This is a genomic window from Nonomuraea sp. NPDC049141, from assembly GCF_040648415.1.
Classification (GTDB): domain Bacteria; phylum Actinomycetota; class Actinomycetes; order Streptosporangiales; family Streptosporangiaceae; genus Nonomuraea.
This window is the reverse complement of the sequence record NZ_JBEZDR010000001.1, coordinates 675278-695970: the sequence shown is the minus strand read 5'-3', so window position 1 is coordinate 695970 and position 20693 is coordinate 675278. Positions and strand designations below refer to the sequence as shown.

Here is a 20693-nt window from a genome sequence, read left to right as displayed (position 1 = left end):
ACCCCGCGGGTTAGGTTCACCTAACGTTCTTACTGCTTCCGGGGTGCGGCAGGATTCAACTGAGCAAATGTCTATGGAGGAGGCGAATCACCGTGTCCGCGAACAGCTTCGGCAGCCGTGACACGCTACGCGTCGGCGACGCGTCGTACGAGATTTTCCGGCTGGACGCCGTCGAGGGCGCTGCCCGCCTCCCGTTCAGCCTGAAGATCCTGCTGGAGAACCTCCTCCGTACCGAGGACGGCGCGAACATCACGGCCGACCACATCCGTGCGCTGGGCAGTTGGGACCCCAAGGCGGCGCCGAGTGTGGAGATCCAGTTCACGCCGGCGCGCGTCATCATGCAGGACTTCACCGGCGTGCCCTGTGTCGTCGACCTGGCCACGATGCGCGAGGCCGTACGCGACCTGGGCGGCGATCCGGCCCGCATCAACCCGCTGGCCCCCGCCGAGATGGTGATCGACCACTCGGTCATCGTCGACTACTTCGGTCACCCCGACGCCTTCCGGCGCAACGTCGAGCGCGAGTACGAGCGCAACCACGAGCGCTACCAGTTCCTGCGCTGGGGCCAGACCGCGTTCGACGAGTTCAAGGTCGTCCCGCCCGGCACCGGCATCGTCCACCAGGTCAACATCGAGCACCTGGCCCGCGTGGTCATGATCCGTGACGGCAAGGCATACCCCGACACCTGCGTCGGCACCGACTCCCACACCACGATGGAGAACGGCATCGGCGTCCTCGGCTGGGGCGTCGGCGGCATCGAGGCGGAGGCCGCGATGCTCGGCCAGCCGATCTCCATGCTGATCCCGCGCGTGGTCGGCTTCAAGCTCAACGGCAAGCTGCCCGCCGGCGCCACGGCCACCGACCTGGTGCTGACGGTCACCGAGATCCTGCGCAAGCACGGTGTGGTCGGCAAGTTCGTCGAGTTCTACGGCGACGGCGTCTCCTCCGTGCCGCTGGCCGACCGGGCCACGATCGGCAACATGAGCCCTGAGTTCGGCTCCACCTGCGCGATCTTCCCGATCGACGGGCAGACGGTCGACTACCTGCGCCTGACCGGCCGCTCCGAGGAGCAGATCGCGCTCGTCGAGGCCTACGCCAAGGCCCAGGGCCTCTGGCTCGACCCGTCGGCGCCCGAGCCGGTCTTCTCCGAGTACATCGAGCTCGACCTCGGCACCGTCGTCCCGTCCATCGCCGGCCCGAAGCGCCCGCAGGACCGCATCGCCCTGTCGGCCGCCAAGGACACCTGGCGCCGCGACGTGCGCAACTACGTCACCGACTTCGACGGCGACGGCGTCGACGAGGCCGTGGAGGAGAGCTTCCCCGCCTCCGACGCGCCCGCCTCCAACTCGCGCGCCAACGGCTCCCGCCCGCACAAGACGGTCGCGGTGACGCTGGAGGACGGCACCTCGTTCGAGATCGACCACGGCATCGTCTCCATCGCCGCGATCACCTCGTGCACCAACACCTCCAACCCGTACGTCATGCTCGGCGCGGCCCTGCTGGCCCGCAACGCCGTCGAGAAGGGGCTGACCCGCAAGCCGTGGGTCAAGACCTCCCTGGCGCCCGGCTCGCAGGTCGTCACGGGCTACTTCGAGCGTTCGGGGCTCCAGCCGTACCTCGACAAGATCGGCTTCAACCTCGTCGGCTACGGCTGCACCACCTGCATCGGCAACTCCGGGCCGCTCCAGCCGGAGATCTCCGACGCGATCCAGGCCAACGACCTCGCCGTCACGGCCGTCCTGTCCGGCAACCGTAACTTCGAGGGCCGGATCAACCCCGACGTCAAGATGAACTACCTGGCCTCGCCGCCGCTCGTCGTGGCGTACGCGCTGGCCGGGACCATGGACCTCGACCTCGACACCGAGCCGCTCGGCCTCGGCGCCGACGGTTCGCCGGTCTACCTGCGCGACATCTGGCCGTCGCCCGAGGAGATCGCTTCCGTGGTCCACTCCTCGATCGGGCGCGACATGTTCGAGCGGGACTACGCCGACGTGTTCAAGGGCGACGACCACTGGACGTCGCTGCCGATCCCCACGGGCAACACCTTCGAGTGGGACCCTTCGTCCACGTACGTACGCAAGGCTCCCTACTTCGAGGGCATGCCCTCGACCCCCGACCCCGTCACCGACATCTCCGGCGCCCGCGTGCTGGTGAAGGTGGGCGACTCGGTCACCACCGACCACATCTCACCGGCCGGCTCCATCAAGGCCGGCACTCCCGCCGCCCAGTACCTGCAGGCGCACGAGGTCGCGGTCAAGGACTTCAACTCCTACGGCTCGCGGCGCGGCAACCACGAGGTGATGATCAGGGGTACGTTCGCCAACATCCGGCTGCGCAACCAGATCGCACCCGGCACCGAGGGCGGCTACACCCGCGACTTCACCCAGGCCGACGGGCCGGTGTCGTTCATCTACGACGCCTCGGTCAACTACGCCTCGGCCGGGACGCCGCTGGTGGTGCTGGCGGGCAAGGAGTACGGCTCGGGCTCGTCGCGCGACTGGGCGGCCAAGGGCACCGCGCTCCTCGGCGTCCGCGCCGTCATCGCGGAGTCGTACGAGCGCATCCACCGCTCCAACCTGATCGGCATGGGCGTGCTGCCGCTGCAGTACCCGGAGGGCGCCTCGGCCGACGCGCTGGGGCTGACCGGCGAGGAGACGTTCGAGATCACCGGGGTGGAGGAGCTCAACAAGGGCGGCATCCCGGCGACCGTGCACGTCAAGGCGGGCGAGGTGGAGTTCGACGCGGTGGTCCGCATCGACACGCCCGGCGAGGCCGACTACTACCGGCACGGCGGCATCATGCAGTACGTCCTGCGCTCGCTCCTCGCGAAGTCGTGAGCCTTCCCGTAAGGCTTCTCGTGAGGGTTTGAGACCTCCCGCGCTTCCGCCTCGGCCACCAGCCGGGCGGAGGCCGCCGGGATCCCGTGCCGCCCTTCCCGCGGCCGGGCGGGCGCGACCTCACGCGCCCATATCGGGGGTGAACCACCCGACCCTGAAGAGCCGCCCAGCACCACCCGTGCTGGGCGGCTCTTCGCTGTCAGCGGGAGGCTGAGCGGTAGCGATGGACGGCGAGGGGCGCGAAGATCATCAGAATCGCCACTGACCAGAGAAGGCTGGCCGTGATCGGGTGCTGGATCGGCCAGGCGGTGGAGTACGACGTCGGGTTGCCGAACAGCCGGCGGGTGGCGGCGACCATGGCGCTCATCGGGTTCCAGTCGGCGATCGGCTTGAGCCACGCGGGCAGCCCTTCCGTCGGCACGAACGTGTTGGCCAGGAACGTCATCGGGAACAGCCACCCGAACGTCGCCGCGTCCGCCTGGGTGCCGCTCTTGACGAACAGCCCGATGTACGTACCAACCCAGATCATGGCGAAGCCGAACAGGGCCAGCAGGCCGAACGCGGCCGCCGTCTGCCCGAACGTGCCGTGCGCCCGCCACCCCGCCAGCAGCACGGCCGCCGTCACCATCGAGGCCAGCGACAGCAGGTGCAGGGACAGGTCGGCGACGCTGCGCCCGATGAGCACGGCGCTGCGGGCGATCGGCTGGGCGCGGAACCTGTCGATGATGCCGCGTTCCATGTCCTCGCCGACCGCCGTGGCCGCCGCGGTCGCGGTCATCGCCATGACCTGCATGAAGATGCCGGGCATCAGGTAGCTGCGGTAATCGCCCCCGCCGGGCAGGGTGATCGCGCTGCCGAAGACGTAGCCAAACAGCACGGTCATGATGATGGGGAACACCAGGAATCCGGCCATTTCCGCTGGTTGGGCCCTGATCCTGGAGTAGGTACGGCGAGCGATGGTGAGGGAGTCGGAGATCGTCCAGCGGAGGCGCTCGCCGAGCGTCTTCGGTGGAGCGGGTACGTGGAGCACGGCCATGGGGAATCACCTCGGAAGATTCGGGCGGGTCAGTTCGCGGTCAGGTGGAGGAACACCTCGTCGAGGGTGGGCCGGCGGAGGGACAGGTCTTCGATCGGGATCATGGCCGCGTCCAGCGCGCCGGCGATGTGGATGAGCGACTGCGCCCCATGCTCGACCGCCACGGTCACCTGCCGCCCATCCACGACCACCGCCTCCGCCGTGTGGTCGTCGACCGCACGTCGTACCAGGTCCAGGCCCTTGGGGACGTCGGCGGACTCGCGGAAGACGACCTGCACCCGGTCGCCGCCGATCCGCTGCTTCAGCTCGGCGGGTGAGCCGGCGGCGGCGACCCGCCCCTGGTCGAGCACCACGATCTGATCGGCGAGCCGGTCGGCCTCGTCCAGGTACTGGGTGGTGAGCAGCAGTGTGGTCCCTTCGCCGACCAGCTCGCGCAGCAGCTCCCACAGCCCGAGGCGGCTGCGCGGGTCGAGACCGGTCGTGGGCTCGTCCATGAACAGGACGGGCGGCGAGACGATCAGGCTGGCGGCCACGTCGAGACGCCGCCGCATGCCGCCCGAGTATGTCTTGACCCGCCGGTTCGCGGCGTCGGCCAGGTCGAACCGCTCCAGCAGCTCACCGGCCCTGCGCCGGGCCGTCGCCTTGGGCAGGTGGTACAGGCGGCCGAACATCTCCAGGTTGCGCCGCCCGGTGAGCAGCTCGTCGACCGCCGCGTGCTGCCCGGCGAGCCCGACCATGAAGCGCAGCCGGTCCGCGTCCCGTACGACGTCCAGCCCGGCCACCTCGGCATGGCCGGCGTCGGGGCGGAGGAGGGTGGTGAGGATGCGTACGGCGGTGGTCTTGCCGGCCCCGTTGGGCCCGAGCAGCCCGCAGACCGTGCCCGCCGGGACGGATAAGTCGATGCCCGCGAGCGCGTCCTTGGCCCCGTACCGCTTCCGCAGTCCTTCCGCGTGGATCACGATGAGCCTCCTTAACAGCGTTAAATCTAACAGCGTTAAGGATGCATTGAACGTTGTTAAGCTGTCAACCGTGGCACTCGAAAAAGGCACGATCGTCGCGACGGCACTCCGGCTGCTCGACGAGGTGGGGCTCGACGGCCTCACGCTGCGGCGGCTGGCGGCCGAGCTCGGCGTACAGGCCCCGGCGCTGTACTGGCACTTCAAGAACAAGCAGCAGTTGCTCGACGCGATGGCGGCGGCCATGGCGGCGGAGCACGAGGCGCGGCCCGTGCTGACGGACCCGGCGTTGTGGCGGGAGTGGGTGGCCGACAACGCGCGCAGAGACCGCGCGATGCTCAACTCCCGCCGCGACGGGGCCAGACTGGCGGCCGGCACACGCCCGTCGCCTGAGATGTTCGCCCTGGTGGAGCGGGCGGTGGAGGCGCTGGAGCGGGCGGGGTTCACGGCGGTGGACGCGGCGCGGGGGCTGATCACGGTGAGCGGGTACGTGGCCGGCTTCGTCCTGGAAGAGCAGGCCGACCGGACGCGGAGGGGCGTGGACGAGTCGATGCCCGACATGGCGGACTTTCAGGCACGGTATCCGCGGCTGATGGCGGCCCTGACGGAGGCCGGCGACCCGCAGGGCGAGCAGTCGTTCGAGGCGGGGCTGGCACTCATCTTGGACGGCATGCGGGCGAGGCTGTCGAGCGGGCACGCCGCCAATTAAGGGCGGGCTGGTGATCGCAAGATCGATTGCGCGGGTTGGCGGACTGTCGATCCGCGGGTCTGGCACGATGAGGGTGCCACCCGGCGAACTTGCGCTTCGCCGGATGGCGCTACTTCTTAAAGGATGTCCGCGATCCAGTCGGTCACTTCGCGGACGACCTCGTCGGGGGCGATCCCGACTCGCTTGGAGAACCGCTGGGGAGACACGCTCCGCATGTGCTCCACCATGGCCCAGCTGGGTTTGTCGAGCCCCGTGCCCTCTTGGCCGATGGGGACGTGGTTGTCCCATCCGCGTTCGGTTGTGGTCAGGGGGACGATGATCTTGACTGCGGTCGCGGCGTTGAAGCCGTCGTTGCTGACCACGAGCACGGGTCGACGGTAGCCCTGCTCGCGGCCGGCCGGCTCGCCGAGATCAGCGAGCCAGATCTCGCCTTGGATCACCCTCATCTCTCTCCTCGGGAAACGTGATGAGCCCCTCCCACTCGGGTGCGATGCGGGGGTGGCGTGACGGTGGGCCCTGGACCAGCTCGGACTCCGCGAGATAGTCGGCCCAGGCTCGTGGGTCCTCCTTCCTTGTGCGCTCCATCTGCTCCGCGACATGTTGCCAGCGGTGTTTCTTCTCCAACTCCCGAATGGCCTGTTCGATGATCGCGGTCATGGGTTCACCTGCCTTTCGTGCTAGCGCGGCGATCCTGTCTCGGGTCTTGACGCTGACGCGTATCGTCGTGGCTTTTTGTTTCACGTTCATACTCCGGAGGCTACGTCTGCGTCGGGAAGAAACCTACACCCTCGCCGTCACTCATATCTCCCGAATGGAAACAGAGAGTAATGATGATTGACTCTCCTCCATGACTCAGATGGCATTAGTCCTGATTGTTGGCGGTTTGGCGGTCTTTGTTGGGGCGATCGTTCAGGGGAGTGTGGGGTTCGGGCTGGGGCTGGTGGCCGCGCCCGTGCTCACCATGCTCGACCACTCCCTCATGCCCGCCGCCATCCAGGTGGTCAACATGACGTTGCCGCTGTTCACGCTGGCCGTGGAGTGGCGGAAGGTGGACTGGCGCGGGGTGGCTTTCGGAGTGCTGGGGCGGGTGCCCGGCGGACTCGTGGGTGCGGTCATCGTGGTCTACATATCTGTCTACACACGAGGTGTCTTCGTGGGCGTCATGGTGCTCCTGGCGGTGGCGCTCACGGCGTGGGCGGTCAGTGTGCCGCGCAACGCCGTGACGATCGCGGCGGCGGGGTTCGTCTCCGGCATCACCGGTACCGCGACCGGCGTCGGCGGCCCGCCGATCGCGCTGGTCTACCAGAACGCCAAGGGGCCGCAGATCAGGGCGACGCTGGCGATGTTCTTCTTCCTCAGCGCCGCCCAGTCGATCGCTCTCCTGGCTTTGGTGGGGGAGTTCTCCGGGCGGGCGGCGGCCACGGGGGCGGTGCTGATCCTGCCGATGGTGCTCGGGTTCCTGGTTTCGGGGCCGCTGCGGCGTTATCTCGACGGCGGCAAGGTGCGGGTGGCGGTCCTGGTGGTGGCGGCGGTCTCGGCCGTCGCCCTCATCGGCCAGAGCCTGGCCGCCTGAGCCGCCCGCCCTGTCCGCGCCTCCATGTCATCCGCCCCTGATCAGCCGACGTCAGGCCCTGATCGGCCAACCGTCAGAGCCTGTAGCTGCCGTACGGCTTTATGAGATGAATTCCGCCGCCTGAGCCAACGGTCCGGACCAGGCGTCCAGATCAGGCTGGCCCGCGCCTGGTGCCGAGGGCTTCAGGGCGGAGCTCCAACCGCGACCCCAAGATTTGGCGAACCCGCCCCCGTGCGCTGGGGGCGTTTTATTGCGCAGACATAGGGGCCGTCGCCGTGCGATGGTGACGCGGGCGGTGAGAGCGATGGTGGGTCAGGTGCGGCTGTGGGAGCGCGAGGATCACCTCGCGTCCCTCGCTGACGCCGCGAGGTCGGCCCGAGCCGGGCAGGGCCGGCTCGTGCTGATCAGCGGGTCGGCCGGTCTGGGCAAGACCAGCGTGCTGGCGCAGGCGCGGCAGATCGCCGCTTCGGCGGGACTGCGGGTCCTGACGGCGCGCGGCACGGAGCTGGAACGCGATTTCGGGTTCGGGGTGGCGCGGCAGCTGTTCGAGCCGTGGCTGGCGGGCATGCCGGCGGGTGAGCGGGCCGCGTTGCTTTCGGATGCGGGACCGGCGGCCGAGGCCGTCTTCGGCCCGGCCAGGCCGGGGCAGGGCGCGGTGGGTGACTTCGCGGTGCTGCACGGCCTGTACGGGCTCGCGGCCAGGGGCGGCTCACTGGCGCTGCTCTGCGATGACCTGCATTGGGCGGATGAGTCGTCACTGCGGTTCCTGGCCTACCTGCTGCCGCGCCTGGACGGGCTGGGGCTGATGGTCGTGGCGGCGATGCGGCCCGGCGAGGCGGGCGCCGCGACCAGGCTGCTGGACCTGATCACCGCCGATGACGGTTGCCAGGTGCGCAGGCTCGCGCCGCTGACCGGGACCGCCAGCGCCGAGCTGCTGCACGAGCTGCTGCCGGACGGCTGCGAGGACGACTTCGTCGCGGCCTGTCAGACGGCCGCGGCCGGCAACCCGCTGCTGCTGCGCGAGCTGGCGTGCACCGTGCGGACCGGCGACCTCGCGCCGACGAACGCCAACGCCCCGCGCGTGGCGGGCCTGGGCGCGGACGCGGTCGGCCGCCGGATCGCGCTCTGGCTCGACCGGCTGCCCAAGGCCGACGCGGCGGTCGCGGGGGCGGTCGCGACACTGGGCGGCGCGCCGATCGGCATGGTGTCCAGGCTGGCCCGGCTGCCGGAGGCGGAGGCCGCGGACGCCATCGCGGACCTGGTCACGGCCGACATCCTTCGTGTGGACGGCGTCCGGGTGGAGTTCGTCCATCCCCTGGTGCAGGCGGCCGTCTACGACCGGCTGAGCGTGACAGAACGCGCCGATCGGCACCGGTGCGCCGCCGGGCTGCTGGCCACCGCGGGCGCCCCGGCCGAGCAGGCCGCGGTCCACCTGCTCAGGATTCCGCCCGGTGGCGACCGTACCGCGATCGCCACGCTGCGCCGCGCCGCCGACGACGCCCAGGCCCGCGGGGCGCCGCAGGCCGCGTTGAGCTACCTCCAGCGCTGTCTGGCCGCTCTGGACGAGAACGATGTCAGGCGGGTGGAAGTGCTGACGACGGCGGGCATGGTGGCCGCCCATGTCGATCAGAGCGCCGCGGTCACCCACTTGGCCGACGCGCTGGAACTGACCACCGATCCCCATGATCGGGCCGAGGTGGCCTACGCCCTGTCCCTCGCCTCCTCGCTGCTGGGCCGGATCGACGAGGCACTCAACGTGCTGGAGCGGGCCAGGGAATGGGTGCCCGCCGAGGACGAAGAGCTGCGCCGCAGGCTGCTGGCCAGTTCGACGCTCATCAAGAGCATCTTCACCGGAGGAGACCGCAATGCCGCCGACCGCGAGTTCCAGGAGATCCGGGCCCTGACGCCGCACGACAGCGCGGGCGGACGCATGCTCGACTGCGTGATCGCCACGCGCGACGGCATGGCCGGCGATCCGGCCGCCATCCAGCGAGGGCTACGCGGCCTGGCCGACGATGTGCTGATCCATCAGGCCGTCGGCTGGCCGGCGCTCAACGGCGCGTGGGGCGTGCTGCTGGGCGCCGACCTGGACGATCCCATGGCCAGCCTCGATCGTGCGCTGGAGCACGGGCGCGCGAACGGATCGACGTTCGCGCTGGCCGCCGTGCTCACCTATCGCGGCCTGGGCAGGTTATGGCGCGGACAGCTGCCCGGCGCCGAGACCGACCTGCGGGAGGCCGTACGAGTGATCGACCTCGCCGGGATCGACTCCGGGCGGCCCTTCGCCGGCGCGTTCCTGGCTCTCACCCTGCTGGAGCGGCAGCTGCCCGACCAGGCGGCGGCGGCGCTGGAGTGGGTGGGCGCGCCCGATCCCGTGCCGCCGGTCGGTCCGTGGTACTTCTACCTCGACGCCCTGGCCGCCGTGCGACAGGCTCAGCACCGGTACGAGGAGTCCGCCGTGCTGGCCACCGCGGCCGGCGACAACCTGGCCGTACACGGGTTCGGCAACCCCGCGTGCGTGCCGTGGCGCACCCGGGCCGCCGAGAGCCTGCACGCCCAGAGCCTGCACGCCCAGAGCCTGCACGCCCAGAGCCCGCACGCCCGGGGCCGTGCCGAGCAGGCGCGGGCGCTCGCTGCGGAAGAGCTCGAACTGGCGCGCCGATGGGGCGCGCCCCGCGCGCTCGGCCGCGCACTACGGGTGCTGGGCCTGCTGACCGGCGGTGAGCGGGGCCACGAACTGCTGCGGGAGTCGGTAGAGGTCCTGCGCGGATCACCCGCCAGGCTGGAGTACGCCCACAGTCTGCACCACCTCGGCGCGGCACTCCGCCGAGCGGGCACGCTCACCGCCGCCCGCGTGCACCTGACCGAGGCGCTCGACCTGGCCGTGGCCTGCGGCGCGCCCGGACTCGCCCAGACGGCCAGAAACGAGCTGCTGGCAGCGGGAGCACGACCCCGGCGCGGCCGCCTGCTGTCGGGGCCGCAGGCACTGACGAACGCCGAGCAGCGGGTCGCCGCCCTCGCCGCGACGGGCCTCTCCAACCGCGACATCGCCCAGCGCCTCTTCGTCATCCCCAAGACCGTGGAGGTGCACCTGACCAGCGTCTACCGCAAGCTCGGCGTCAGCAATCGGGCCGGCCTGAGTCAGGCGCTGGAACCCGCGCCTTGGCCTTTATAAAGCTCTGACCTGCGAGAATGCGCCAATAGCCCCAAGATGGCGATGGCATGTTGCCGGTGCTCTGATCAGGGTAGCTCTGCTGGTGCGGGCCGGAGACACGTTCGTCAACGACCCCCTCAGCCGCGCACGGTAGGTGAACCTACGGTGTCGGACGCGTTTCTGGATTGTTATCCGGAACAACAAACTCCCCCCTTGGAAGGTCTTCCAAAGCAGGCCGTCCCGGAATACGTTGCCGCAAACAACATTCATCCGGGCCCTCCGGAAGAAAGGACCCTGCACTATGCGCAAGGGGATCCTCAGCCTGACCGCCGCGGCCGCCGTTCTAGCCCTCGGTCTCACCGCCTGCGGGGGCAACAGCGGTCCGACCTCGTCCACGTCTTCCGCGTCGAGCTCGCAGAAGGCCGGCAAGATCGGCGTCATCCTGCCCGACAGCAAATCCTCGGCCCGCTGGGAGACGGCGGACCGCAAGTACCTGGAAGAGGCGTTCAAGGCCGCCGGTGTGGCCTACGACATCCAGAACGCCCAGAACGACAAGACGGCCTTCCAGACCATCGCCGACCAGATGATCACCAACGGCGCCACCGTGCTGATGATCGTCAACCTGGACAGCGGCACCGGCAAGACCGTCATCGACAAGGCCAAGTCCCAGGGCGTGGCCACCATCGACTACGACCGGCTGACGCTGGGCGGCGGCGCCGCCTACTACGTGAGCTTCGACAACACCAAGGTCGGCACCCTGCAGGGCGAGGGCCTGGTCAAGTGCCTGACCGACAAGAAGGCCAGCAAGCCGATCATCGCCGAGCTCAACGGCTCGCCGACCGACAACAACGCCACCCTGTTCAAGGCCGGGTACGACGGTGTGCTCAAGCCCAAGTACGACTCGGGCGACTTCGTCAAGGGCCCTGACCAGTCCGTGCCCGACTGGGACAACACCCAGGCCGGCACCATCTTCGAGCAGATGCTGACCAGCGCGCCGAAGATCGCCGGTGTGCTGGCCGCCAACGACGGCCTCGGCAACGCCGCCATCACGGTCCTGAAGAAGAACAACCTCAACGGCAAGGTCCCGGTGACCGGCCAGGACGCCACCGTCCAGGGCCTGCAGAACATCCTGGTCGGCGACCAGTGCATGACCGTCTACAAGGCCGTCAAGAAGGAGGCCGACGCGGCGGCCAAGCTCGCGGTCGCGCTGGCCAAGGGTGAGAAGCCCACGGCGAGCGGCAGCGTCAAGGACCCGCAGAGCGGCCAGGACGTACCGTCCGAGCTGATGGACCCGCAGGCGATCTACCTCGACAACGTCAAGGACGTCGTGGCGGACGGGTACGTGACCAAGGCGGAGCTGTGCACCGGCGACTTCACCGCCAAGTGCACCGAAGCTGGAATTCAGTAAGAAAGCGGAATCGGGTCCGGCCGCCGCGAAAGGCGGCCGTACCCCTCCCCAAGGGAGCCTCATGACCCCCCTGCTCGAAGTGCGCGGGATCGACAAGAGCTTCGGCCCGGTACAGGTCCTGCACGACGTCACGTTCGCCGCTCACGCCGGCGAGGTCACGGCCCTGGTCGGCGACAACGGCGCGGGCAAGTCGACGCTGGTCAAGTGCATCGGCGGCATCTACCCGATCGACGAAGGCGACATCGTCTTCGACGGCCGCCCCGTCCAGGTGCACGGCCCGCGTGACGCCGGCGAGCTCGGCATCGAGATCGTCTACCAGGACCTCGCGCTCTGTGACAACCTCGACATCGTCCAGAACATGTTCCTCGGCAGGGAACGCCGCAGCGGCCTCGTCCTCGACGAGGCGTCGATGGAGGAACTGGCCGCGCAGACCCTCGACGGCCTGTCCGTGCGTACGGTGAAGTCCATCAGGCAGCAGGTGTCCAGCCTGTCGGGCGGCCAGCGCCAGACGGTGGCGATCGCCAAGGCCGTCCTGTGGAACAGCAAGGTCGTCATCCTCGACGAGCCGACGGCCGCCCTGGGCGTCGCCCAGACCGCGCAGGTGCTGGAGCTGGTGCGCCGGCTCGCCGACACCGGCCTGGCGGTCGTGCTCATCTCGCACAACCTGAACGACGTCTTCGCCGTCTCCGACCAGATCGCGGCGCTCTACCTCGGCAGGATGGCCGCACAGGTCAGGACCGCCGACGTGACGCACGCGCAGGTCGTCGAACTGATCACATCCGGCCGCAGCGGAGACCTGGGGATCGCGCAATGAACAAGGTCAAGGAACTCCCCGGCGAGGCGATCGTCACCGCGACGCAGTCGCCGTCGATCGGGCACAGCGTCTACGCCTACATCGAGCGGGTACGCGGCGGCGACATGGGCGCGCTCCCGGCCGTGCTCGGACTGCTCGTGCTCTGCACCGTCTTCGCCATCGCACGTCCCGCCTTCATGACGGCGATCAACATCGCGAACCTGTTCACCCAGGGCGCCGCCGTCACGGTGATCGCGATGGGCCTGGTCTTCGTGCTGCTGCTCGGCGAGATCGACCTGTCGGCCGGGTTCGCCAGCGGCGTGTGCGCGGCGGTGCTCGCGGTGACGCTCACCAACATGGGCCTGCCCTGGTACGTCTGCGTGGTGGCCGCGATCCTCACCGGCGTGGTCATCGGCACCGTGCTCGGCACGCTGGTGGCCAAGGTGGGCATACCGTCGTTCGTGGTGACGCTGGCGGCCTTCCTCGCCTTCCAGGGTCTGGTCCTGGTGCTGGTCAGCGAGGGTACGAACATCTCGATCCGGGATTCCGTCATCGTCGCCATCGCCAACAAGAACCTGCCGGTCTGGCTCGGCTGGGCGCTCTTCGCCGCCTGCGTGGCGAGCTACGCCGCCGTCCAGCTCATCAGGGCCAGGAGGCGGGCGAAGCGCGGGCTGGTGGCCGACCCGCTCTCGCTGATCGCCGCCCGCGTGGGCGCGCTGACGGTCATCGGCGGCGTCGTCGTCTACGTGCTCAACCTGGAGCGGTCCCGCAACCCGGCCATCAGCTCCCTCATGGGCGTGCCGATCGTGGTGCCCGTGATCCTCGCGCTGCTGGTCGTGTGGACGTTCGTGCTCCGCCGTACCGCGTTCGGCAGGCACATCTACGCGGTCGGCGGGAACGCGGAGGCGTCGCGCCGCGCCGGTATCGGCGTCGACCGGATCAGGATCAGCGCGTTCGTGATCTGCTCCTCGATGGCCGCCGTCGGCGGCATCATCGCCGCCTCCCGGGCCAGCTCGGTCGACCCGAACACCGGCGGCAGCTCCGTGCTGCTGTACGCGGTCGGCGCCGCCGTCATCGGCGGCACCAGCCTGTTCGGCGGGAAGGGGCGGGTGCTCGACGCGATACTCGGCGGTGCCGTGGTCGCGGTCATCGAGAACGGCATGGGGCTGATGGGGTACGGTGCGAGCGTGAAATACCTGGTCACCGGGTTCGTCCTGCTCCTGGCCGCGGGTGTCGACGCGCTGGCGCGCAAGCGGGCGGCTGCCGCTGGTCTAAGGTGATCAGCGACTCCCACCCCTTTAAGGAAGCTCAGACGATGCGTGCCGGCCCTTCGCAGGAGGACATCAGGCGTCACAACCTGGGTGCCCTCCTGCGCCACGTTCATCTGGGCGGGCCGATCTCCCGCGCCGAGCTGACGTCGAAGATGGGTCTCAACCGCAGCACGATCATGGCGCTCACCTCCGACCTCACCGCCGCCGGGTTGGTCCGCGAGGAGCTGCCGCGAGAGACGGGCCGCGCCGGCCGTCCCTCGCTCGTGGTGCGTCCGGAGTCGGCGCGGGTCTACGTGTTCGCCTTCGACGTCGGCCCCGACCGGCTGGCCGTCGCGCGCGTCGGGCTGGGCGGGGTGATCCTCGACCGCAGGGAGGCCGTACGGCTGCGCGGCCCGTTCGAGCTGGACGAGCTGACCGGGATCCTGGCCGGCTTCGCCCGGCAGATGCGGCGCAAGACCAGGGACGACACGGTCTGCGTGGGCGCGGCGGCGGCGGTCTCCGGCGGGGTGCGCAAGGGCGACGGCGTGATCAGATTCGGCCCGAACCTCGGCACCCAGGACGTGCCGTTCGGCGAGGAGCTGGGCCGCAGGCTGGGCCTGGGCCTGCCCGTCAGCGTGGGCAACGACGCCAACCTGGCCGCGCTGGCCGAGCACAGCCGCGGCGTCGGAGCCGCCGTCAGAGACCTGATCTACCTGCACGGAGACGTCGGCATCGGCGGCGGCATCATCGCGGGCGGCCACCTGCTGGGCGGCCATGACGGCTACGGCGGCGAGGTCGGCCACATGGTCGTCAACCCCGGCGGGCGGGCCTGCGGCTGCGGCTCGCACGGCTGCCTGGAGGCCGAGGTGGGGGAGCGGGCCCTGCTCGAGACCGCGGGCCGGCTGACCGGTGAGCAGCACGGCAGGGACGCGGTGCGTGCGGTGGTCGACGCCGCCGACCGGGGCGACATCGTGGCGCAGGAGGCGCTCAAGAGGGTCGGCGACTGGCTCGGTCTGGGCGTCGCCAACCTGGTCAACATCTTCAACCCGGAGATGGTCATCTTCGGCGGGATGCTGCGGGAGATCTATCTCGGATCGGCCGCTCAGGTGCGTACCAGGTTGACGCTGCACGCCATGGCGCCGCAGCGCGAGAAGCTGCGGCTGCGCACGTCGTCATTGGCCGATGACGCGACGCTCGTGGGCGCGGCCGAGCTGGCCTTCGCCCACGTGCTCGCGGACCCTCTGGAAGTGCTGGCCAGGGCGACCGGTTAGGAGACCCGGCTCTTCGGCGCGGTCCAGGTGTTGCAGGAACGGGCCGACGCACCGCTGTAGCCGCGCTCCTGCCAGTAGGCGAGGTTACGCGGCTTGCCGTGGACCTTGCTCTCCCCGGCCCTGCTCACGGCGTCGGTCCACTGGTCCCAGGTGATGCCCGGGTCGATGGAGTCGAGCGTGGCGCTGTAGAAGACGCCGGCGAAGCACTCGGCCTGCATCTCCAGGCGATGGCTGAGTATCGTGCGCGCGCTCCCTCCGGCACGCCAGTAGAGCCTGTTCTGCTCGTCCAGCATGCCGGTGAGCTGCTGGACGTGGTGGCCGATCTCGTGGGCGATGGAGTGCGCGAGGTTCATCCGGAACGGGTCCCGCAGGTCCCGCTTCATGATCCGGATGGCGATCGTGCGCTGCGCGGGGCAGTACTGGGCGCCGTTGCTGGTGATCTTGCCGCAGACCGACTGGCTGCCGGTCGTGATGGCGATCTTCGGCGGGCGGTAACGCAGTCCGGCGGCCTTGAACCTGGTGGCCCAGAAGGTGTTGGCGCACCTGGCCATGGCCAGGTGGAAGGTCTTGAGCGAGGCGGCGCTGCCCTGGCGGATCCCGGGGATCGCGCACGACTGCGCCGACGGGGTGCCAGACCCGTAGATCTTGTTCTTGGCCAGTACGGCGGGCGGCGCGGCCTGCGGAGCCTTGGTCTCTGCGTTGGCCGTCCCGGAGAGGGCCAAACCCACGACCATGCCGACAGATGCGGCGATAAGGGGTATACGCACGATCGCGGATACTAGACCACTAGATGGGGCTACGTTCGTGAGTCTTGTGCTTTGTCCGGAAAGCGCAATGCGGCCGCGCCAGTAAGGCACGGCCGCATCAGGGCGTGAAATTACGTGACGGTGCGCGTCGGCGCGGCCCAGGTGTTGCAGGAGCCGGGCGAGGCCGAGCCATAGCCGCGGTTCATCCAGTACGCCTGCGTCGGGCCCCGGCCGTGGTCGTTCTGCGGCCAGCCCTTGGCGCCGTTCTTGCGGAACCAGTCGACGGTGTAGTCCCACTCGCGCGAGTCGACGGGCAGCGTGTTCGTGACCGTGCGCATGAAGACCGAGGAGAAGCACTCGGCCTGCAGCTCCGAGCGGCGCGACAGCGCGAGCTGGCCGGACTTGCCACTGGCGTTCCTGGCGGCCCAGTAGTAGTTCCAGATGCCCGACACGCTCTGGACGTGGTGGCCGTACTCGTGCGCCATCAGCCGGGTGATGCCGAGCGCGAACGGCTGGCGCAGCTGGGTCTTGGTGATCAACATGTACATCGTGCGGTCGGTCGAGCAGTAGACGCCGTCGGCGCCGGTGCTCCACGGGCCGCAAGGCGTGCGGACCTTCCTGGTGATGATGCGCAGCCGCGGCTTGCTGAACGAGAGCCCGGCCTTACGGAACTGGGAGGCCCAGGAGCGGTTGAGGCAGTTCGTCACGGTGGTGAGGAAGCGCTTGTAGGCCGTCGTGCTGCCCTTGGGCAGGGAGCCGGGCGAACAGTTGGAGCTGGCGAGCCTTCCCGTCTTGTACAGCGGGTTCGCCGTCGCGGCGGCCTTGCCACGGGGCGGTGCCGCCTGCTGGGCGGCCTGCTTGACGACCTGCTGACCCGCGCTGACGGGCGTTGTGGCGGCTGTCGCCGTACCCGCGCCGGCCAGCGCGATGACCGCGCCGGCGACCACGAGGGACGACAGTTTCTTCATGGGGAGAGTGTTCATAGTGAAGGAAAGACTAGGTCAAGATCGGACAAATGTGGGTGGATTTGACTCGATGGAGTCAGTGAGGCGCGCACGAACTAGACTCGGTCCCGTTAGCGCACAGGAGCAGAGGGGATCGCATCCGTGAGCGGGTTGCTGGGCTCGGTAAAGGGACCTCACGACGTCAAACGCCTGGATGCGGAGGAATTGCCGCTGCTGGCGGGGGAGATCCGAGACCTGCTCGTCGACTCGTGCGCCCGGTTCGGCGGCCATCTCGGCCCCAACCTAGGTGTGGTGGAGCTCACCATCGCGCTGCACCGCGTCTTCGACTCGCCGCGCGACCCGATCGTCTGGGACACGGGCCATCAGTCGTACGTTCATAAACTGCTCACCGGAAGAGTCGCCGGCTTCGGCGCGCTGAAGCAGGAGGGCGGCCTGTCCGGCTACCCGAGCCAGGCCGAGTCCGAGCACGATTTCGTCGAGAACTCCCACGCCTCCACCGCGCTGTCCTACGCCGACGGCCTGGCCAAGGCGTTCAAGCTGCGGGGCGAGCACGACCGCACGGCCATCGCGGTGATCGGCGACGGCGCGCTGACCGGCGGCATGGCCTGGGAGGCGCTCAACAACATCGCGGCGGGCAAGGACCTGCGGCTCGTCATCGTGGTCAACGACAACGGCCGCTCCTACTCGCCGACGATCGGCGGCCTGGCCTCCCACCTGTCGTCGCTGCGGGTCAACCGCCGCTATGAGGACATGCTCGAGTTCGTCAAGGAGAAGCTCGGGAACGTTCCGGTGCTCTACGACGCGCTGCACGGCATCAAGAAGGGCGTCAAGGACGTCCTGGCCCCGCAGGTCATGTTCGAGGACCTCGGCCTGAAATACGTCGGCCCGATCGACGGCCACGACGAGCAGGCCATGGAGGCGGCGCTGCGCAAGGCCCGCGACTTCCGCGGCCCGGTCATCGTGCACGCGCTCACCCAGAAGGGCCGCGGCTACTCACCGGCCGAGAACCACGACGAGGACCAGTTCCACTCGCCCGGCGCCTTCGACCGGGCCACCGGCGCCGAGAAGCCCAAGGGGCGCATCTGGACCAACGTGTTCAGCGAGGAGCTGGTCAGGCTCGGCAAGGACCGCGAGGACCTGGTCGCCATCACCGCCGCGATGCTCCACCCGACCGGCCTGGCCGCCTTCGCCGAGGCCTACCCCGACCGCATCTACGACGTCGGCATCGCCGAGCAGCACGCCCTGACCAGCGCGGCCGGGCTGGCGCTCGGCGGCATGCACCCGGTCGTGGCCGTCTACGCGACCTTCCTCAACCGGGCCTTCGACCAGCTGCTCATGGACGTGGCGCTGCACCGGCTGCCCGTCACCGTGGTGCTCGACCGGGCGGGCGTCACGGGCGACGACGGCGCCAGCCACAACGGCATGTGGGACCTGTCGATCCTGCAGGTCGTACCCGGCCTGAAGATCGCCGTGCCGCGCGACGGCGAGCGGCTGACCGAGCTGCTCGGCGAGGCCGTGAAGATCTCCGACGGGCCGACCGTGCTGCGCTTCCCCAAGGGTCCGGTCGCCGAGCCGATCGAGGCCGTCGGCAAGCTGGGCGAGATGGACGTGCTGCGCGCGGGCGACCCCGACGTGCTGCTGGTGGGCGTCGGCCCGATGGCGCGGGTCTGCATGGACGCCGCCGTCCTGCTCGACGCGCAGGGCATCTCGGCCACCGTGGTCGACCCGCGCTGGGTCAAGCCGCTCGACGAGGCACTCGTGCTCGCCGCGAGCGCCCACAAGCTGGTCGCGGTCGTCGAGGACAACGGCCGCGTGGGCGGCGTCGGCGACGCGGTGTCCCGCCTGCTGCGTGACGCCGACGTGGACGTGCCCGTACGCGGCTACGGCATCCCGCAGCGCTTCCTCGACCATGCCAAGCGGGCCGCGATCCTCGGCCAGATCGGGCTGACCGCCCAGGATCTGGCCCGTGAGATCACCGAGGCGATCGCCAAGCGGAGCAGCCAGGTCGAGAGCCAGTCCGCGCCGCGCTGAGCGCCCTCCTCACCCTCGGGACAGGAATGATCACCGAGGGTGGGGGAAGACGCTGGATGTGGACATCTTTCGCACCAAGAGCGTCGAGCAGTCGGTCCGCGACACCGAAGCCCCCGAGCACCGGCTGCGAAAGCGACTGACCGCCATCGACCTCACGGTCTTCGGCATCGGCGTCATCGTCGGCACCGGTATCTTCGTGCTGACCGGACGCGTGGCCAAGGAGACGGCCGGCCCCGCCGTGGCGTTCTCCTTCATCGCGGCGGGCATCGTCTGCGGCCTGGCCGCGCTGTGCTACGCGGAGTTCGCCTCGACGATCCCCGTGGCCGGGTCCGCCTACACCTTCTCGCTGGCCACGCTGGGAGAGTTCCCGGCCTGGGTCATCGGCTGGGACCTGATGCTGGAGATGGCGCTCGCGGCGGCCGTGGTGGCGGTCGGCTGGTCGGGCTACTTCGCGTCGCTGATGTCCTCCATCGGCCTTGAGCTGCCCGCGTGGATGGCCGGGGACGAACCGGTGGTCAACCTGCCGGCGATGATCGTCGTGCTGATCCTCACCGGCGTCCTGGCCGCCGGGATCAAGCTGTCAGCGCGCGTCAACCTGGTGATCGTGACCATCAAGGTGGCGGTGATCCTGCTGGTCATCGTGGCCGGGCTGTTCTTCGTCAAGGTGGCCAACTACTCGCCGTTCATCCCCCCGCCGGTGTCCACGCCCGGGGTCGAGGGGCTGAAGGCGCCGCTGATCCAGGTGCTGTTCGGCATCACGCCCGTCGCCTTCGGCGTGATCGGCATCTTCTCGGCCGCCGCGATCGTGTTCTTCGCCTTCATCGGCTTCGACGTCGTCGCCACCGCCGCGGAGGAGACCATCGACCCGCAGCGCGACCTGCCGCGCGGCATCATCGGCTCCCTGGTCATCTGCACCGTGCTGTACGTCGCGGTGTCGGTGGTCGTGGTCGGCATGCAGCGCTACGACCAGCTCAGCGAGAAGGCGCCGCTCGCCGACGCCTTCACCGCGGTCGGGCAGTCATGGGCGGCCGCGCTGATCAGCATCGGCGCGATCGCCGGCCTGACCACCGTGGTGATGATCCTCATGCTGGGGCAGAGCCGGGTGCTGTTCGCCATGTGCCGCGACGGGCTGCTGCCGCGCGGGCTGGCGAAGGTCCACCCCAGGTTCGGCACGCCGGCCCGGCTGACGATCATCATCGGGCTGGTGTCCGCGGCGCTGTCCGGGTTCATCTCGCTCGGGGCGCTGGCCGAACTGGTGAACATCGGCACGCTCTTCGCGTTCGTCGTGGTCTCGGCCGGTGTGATCATCCTGCGCCGCACGCGGCCCGACCTGCACCGGGCCTTCCGTACGCCGTTCGTGCCGGTGCTGCCGATCCTGTCGGTGCTGGCCTGCGTCTACCTCATGCTCAACCTGCCGGTCGAGACGTGGCTGCGGTTCGTGATCTGGATGATCATCGGTGCGGCGCTCTACTTCGTGTACGGCTACCGCCACAGCCGGGTCGAGGCGCCCAGCCCGAAGGGGTAGACGCCCGGAAGCCCCCACCCCCTCGGCGGGCCATCAGAAGGTGAAGACCGCTCCGCCCGCTGCCTTCATCCGGCAGGAGTTGGAGTAGGCGTGGGCCCACTTGACCGTCCGGTCGTGCCACCTGCCCCGCACCATGACGGTGTGGCGCTCGTACTCGTCGGTGCACACGGGGTTGGGCACCACGTTCAGCTTGGCCGGGTCGCCGTCGACCTTCCGCAGCAGCTCGCAGGCCGCGGCCGGGGTGGGGTGCCCGCCGCCGTCGGGGTCGCAGGTGAGGACGACCCCCTTCAGCGGCCGGTCCTTCACCATGACGACGATCCTCAGTGTCGCCTGGGGGCCGGGTTCGGCGAGTGCGGGGGACGCCGTCGCGAGGACGGCGCCGCACAACGCGATCGTGCCGGCTGCTCTCATCATTCGATCTTCTCCGTTCGTAGCGCGG

General features: G+C 69.6%; 17 protein-coding genes. 10 read left to right on the top strand and 7 right to left on the bottom strand.

What is annotated here, in order from left to right; genetic code table 11:
- Positions 1-92 precede the first annotated feature (92 nt).
- Positions 93-2837 (top strand): aconitate hydratase AcnA, encoded by a 2745-nt coding sequence (gene acnA, locus AB0B91_RS03210; protein ID WP_358314488.1) that lies wholly within the window; start codon positions 93-95, stop codon positions 2835-2837.
- Between the two features lie 199 nt (positions 2838-3036).
- Here the strand turns inward: acnA and AB0B91_RS03205 are convergent, their stop codons facing one another.
- Together AB0B91_RS03205 and AB0B91_RS03200 are read right to left on the bottom strand one after the other, a co-directional pair.
- On the bottom strand, positions 3037-3873 hold the full coding sequence (locus AB0B91_RS03205; RefSeq protein ID WP_358314485.1) for an ABC transporter permease: 837 nt from the start codon (positions 3871-3873) through the stop codon (positions 3037-3039).
- 29 nt (positions 3874-3902) lie between these two features.
- A complete protein-coding gene (locus AB0B91_RS03200) occupies positions 3903-4832 on the bottom strand; it encodes an ATP-binding cassette domain-containing protein (RefSeq protein WP_358314482.1) in 930 nt (309 codons plus the stop codon).
- A gap of 70 nt (positions 4833-4902) precedes the next feature.
- On the opposite strand from AB0B91_RS03200, the gene AB0B91_RS03195 reads away from it, so the two are divergent.
- Complete coding sequence (locus AB0B91_RS03195) at positions 4903-5538, top strand: TetR/AcrR family transcriptional regulator C-terminal domain-containing protein (RefSeq protein WP_358314479.1); 636 nt, start codon at positions 4903-4905, stop codon at positions 5536-5538.
- A 116-nt stretch (positions 5539-5654) separates the two neighbouring features.
- Here the strand turns inward: AB0B91_RS03195 and AB0B91_RS03190 are convergent, their stop codons facing one another.
- Entirely contained in the window at positions 5655-5984 is a 330-nt protein-coding gene (locus tag AB0B91_RS03190; RefSeq protein WP_358314476.1) for a type II toxin-antitoxin system PemK/MazF family toxin, read from the bottom strand.
- Positions 5950-6285: a ribbon-helix-helix protein, CopG family gene (locus AB0B91_RS03185; protein ID WP_358314473.1), complete on the bottom strand. Its 336-nt coding sequence runs from the start codon at positions 6283-6285 to the stop codon at positions 5950-5952. Before AB0B91_RS03185 ends, AB0B91_RS03190 begins: the two co-directional genes overlap by 35 nt.
- A gap of 136 nt (positions 6286-6421) precedes the next feature.
- Between AB0B91_RS03185 and AB0B91_RS03180 the strand changes: the two genes are divergently transcribed.
- The 6 genes from AB0B91_RS03180 (at position 6422) to AB0B91_RS03155 (ending at position 14987) form a co-directional block, all read left to right on the top strand.
- Complete coding sequence (locus tag AB0B91_RS03180; RefSeq protein WP_358314470.1) at positions 6422-7111, top strand: sulfite exporter TauE/SafE family protein; 690 nt, start codon at positions 6422-6424, stop codon at positions 7109-7111.
- Between the two features lie 304 nt (positions 7112-7415).
- Complete coding sequence (locus AB0B91_RS03175) at positions 7416-10286, top strand: AAA family ATPase (protein ID WP_358315687.1); 2871 nt, start codon at positions 7416-7418, stop codon at positions 10284-10286.
- A 280-nt stretch (positions 10287-10566) separates the two neighbouring features.
- Positions 10567-11673, top strand: coding sequence for a substrate-binding domain-containing protein (locus AB0B91_RS03170; RefSeq protein ID WP_358314467.1), 1107 nt, complete (start codon positions 10567-10569; stop codon positions 11671-11673).
- A gap of 61 nt (positions 11674-11734) precedes the next feature.
- Positions 11735-12487, top strand: coding sequence for an ATP-binding cassette domain-containing protein (locus AB0B91_RS03165; RefSeq protein ID WP_358314464.1), 753 nt, complete (start codon positions 11735-11737; stop codon positions 12485-12487).
- Positions 12484-13746: an ABC transporter permease gene (locus AB0B91_RS03160; protein WP_358314461.1), complete on the top strand. Its 1263-nt coding sequence runs from the start codon at positions 12484-12486 to the stop codon at positions 13744-13746. Before AB0B91_RS03165 ends, AB0B91_RS03160 begins: the two co-directional genes overlap by 4 nt.
- Before the next feature lie 35 nt (positions 13747-13781).
- On the top strand, positions 13782-14987 hold the full coding sequence (locus AB0B91_RS03155) for an ROK family transcriptional regulator (protein ID WP_358314458.1): 1206 nt from the start codon (positions 13782-13784) through the stop codon (positions 14985-14987).
- Here AB0B91_RS03155 and AB0B91_RS03150 read toward each other — a convergent pair.
- Together AB0B91_RS03150 and AB0B91_RS03145 are read right to left on the bottom strand one after the other, a co-directional pair.
- Entirely contained in the window at positions 14984-15754 is a 771-nt protein-coding gene (locus AB0B91_RS03150) for a neutral zinc metallopeptidase (protein ID WP_358314456.1), read from the bottom strand. The two genes, AB0B91_RS03155 and AB0B91_RS03150, sit on opposite strands and share 4 nt — an antisense overlap.
- A gap of 110 nt (positions 15755-15864) precedes the next feature.
- On the bottom strand, positions 15865-16701 hold the full coding sequence (locus AB0B91_RS03145) for a neutral zinc metallopeptidase (RefSeq protein ID WP_358314454.1): 837 nt from the start codon (positions 16699-16701) through the stop codon (positions 15865-15867).
- Between the two features lie 147 nt (positions 16702-16848).
- On the opposite strand from AB0B91_RS03145, the gene dxs reads away from it, so the two are divergent.
- Positions 16849-18729 carry a 1-deoxy-D-xylulose-5-phosphate synthase gene (gene dxs / locus AB0B91_RS03140; protein ID WP_358315684.1) on the top strand — a complete coding sequence of 627 codons (1881 nt, stop codon included), beginning with the start codon at positions 16849-16851 and terminating at the stop codon, positions 18727-18729.
- Between the two features lie 58 nt (positions 18730-18787).
- Complete coding sequence (locus AB0B91_RS03135; protein WP_358314452.1) at positions 18788-20254, top strand: amino acid permease; 1467 nt, start codon at positions 18788-18790, stop codon at positions 20252-20254.
- A gap of 33 nt (positions 20255-20287) precedes the next feature.
- On the opposite strand, the gene AB0B91_RS03130 is transcribed toward AB0B91_RS03135, so the two are convergent.
- The gene (locus AB0B91_RS03130) at positions 20288-20668 is read right to left on the bottom strand and encodes an SSI family serine proteinase inhibitor (RefSeq protein WP_358314449.1); all 381 of its coding nucleotides are present in this window, start codon (positions 20666-20668) and stop codon (positions 20288-20290) included.
- Positions 20669-20693: the final 25 nt, after the last annotated feature.

Bases quoted from the DNA above. Each gene is read 5' to 3' on its own strand.
- AB0B91_RS03145 (WP_358314454.1), bottom strand. From the start codon at position 16,701: ATGAAGAAACTGTCGTCCCTCGTGGTCGCCGGCGCGGTCATCGCGCTG.
- AB0B91_RS03170 (WP_358314467.1), top strand. From the start codon at position 10,567: ATGCGCAAGGGGATCCTCAGCCTGACCGCCGCGGCCGCCGTTCTAGCC.
- AB0B91_RS03130 (WP_358314449.1), bottom strand. From the start codon at position 20,668: ATGATGAGAGCAGCCGGCACGATCGCGTTGTGCGGCGCCGTCCTCGCG.
- AB0B91_RS03190 (WP_358314476.1), bottom strand. From the start codon at position 5,984: ATGAGGGTGATCCAAGGCGAGATCTGGCTCGCTGATCTCGGCGAGCCG.
- AB0B91_RS03185 (WP_358314473.1), bottom strand. From the start codon at position 6,285: ATGAACGTGAAACAAAAAGCCACGACGATACGCGTCAGCGTCAAGACC.
- AB0B91_RS03175 (WP_358315687.1), top strand. From the start codon at position 7,416: ATGGTGGGTCAGGTGCGGCTGTGGGAGCGCGAGGATCACCTCGCGTCC.
- AB0B91_RS03160 (WP_358314461.1), top strand. From the start codon at position 12,484: ATGAACAAGGTCAAGGAACTCCCCGGCGAGGCGATCGTCACCGCGACG.
- AB0B91_RS03205 (WP_358314485.1), bottom strand. From the start codon at position 3,873: ATGGCCGTGCTCCACGTACCCGCTCCACCGAAGACGCTCGGCGAGCGC.
- AB0B91_RS03165 (WP_358314464.1), top strand. From the start codon at position 11,735: ATGACCCCCCTGCTCGAAGTGCGCGGGATCGACAAGAGCTTCGGCCCG.
- AB0B91_RS03155 (WP_358314458.1), top strand. From the start codon at position 13,782: ATGCGTGCCGGCCCTTCGCAGGAGGACATCAGGCGTCACAACCTGGGT.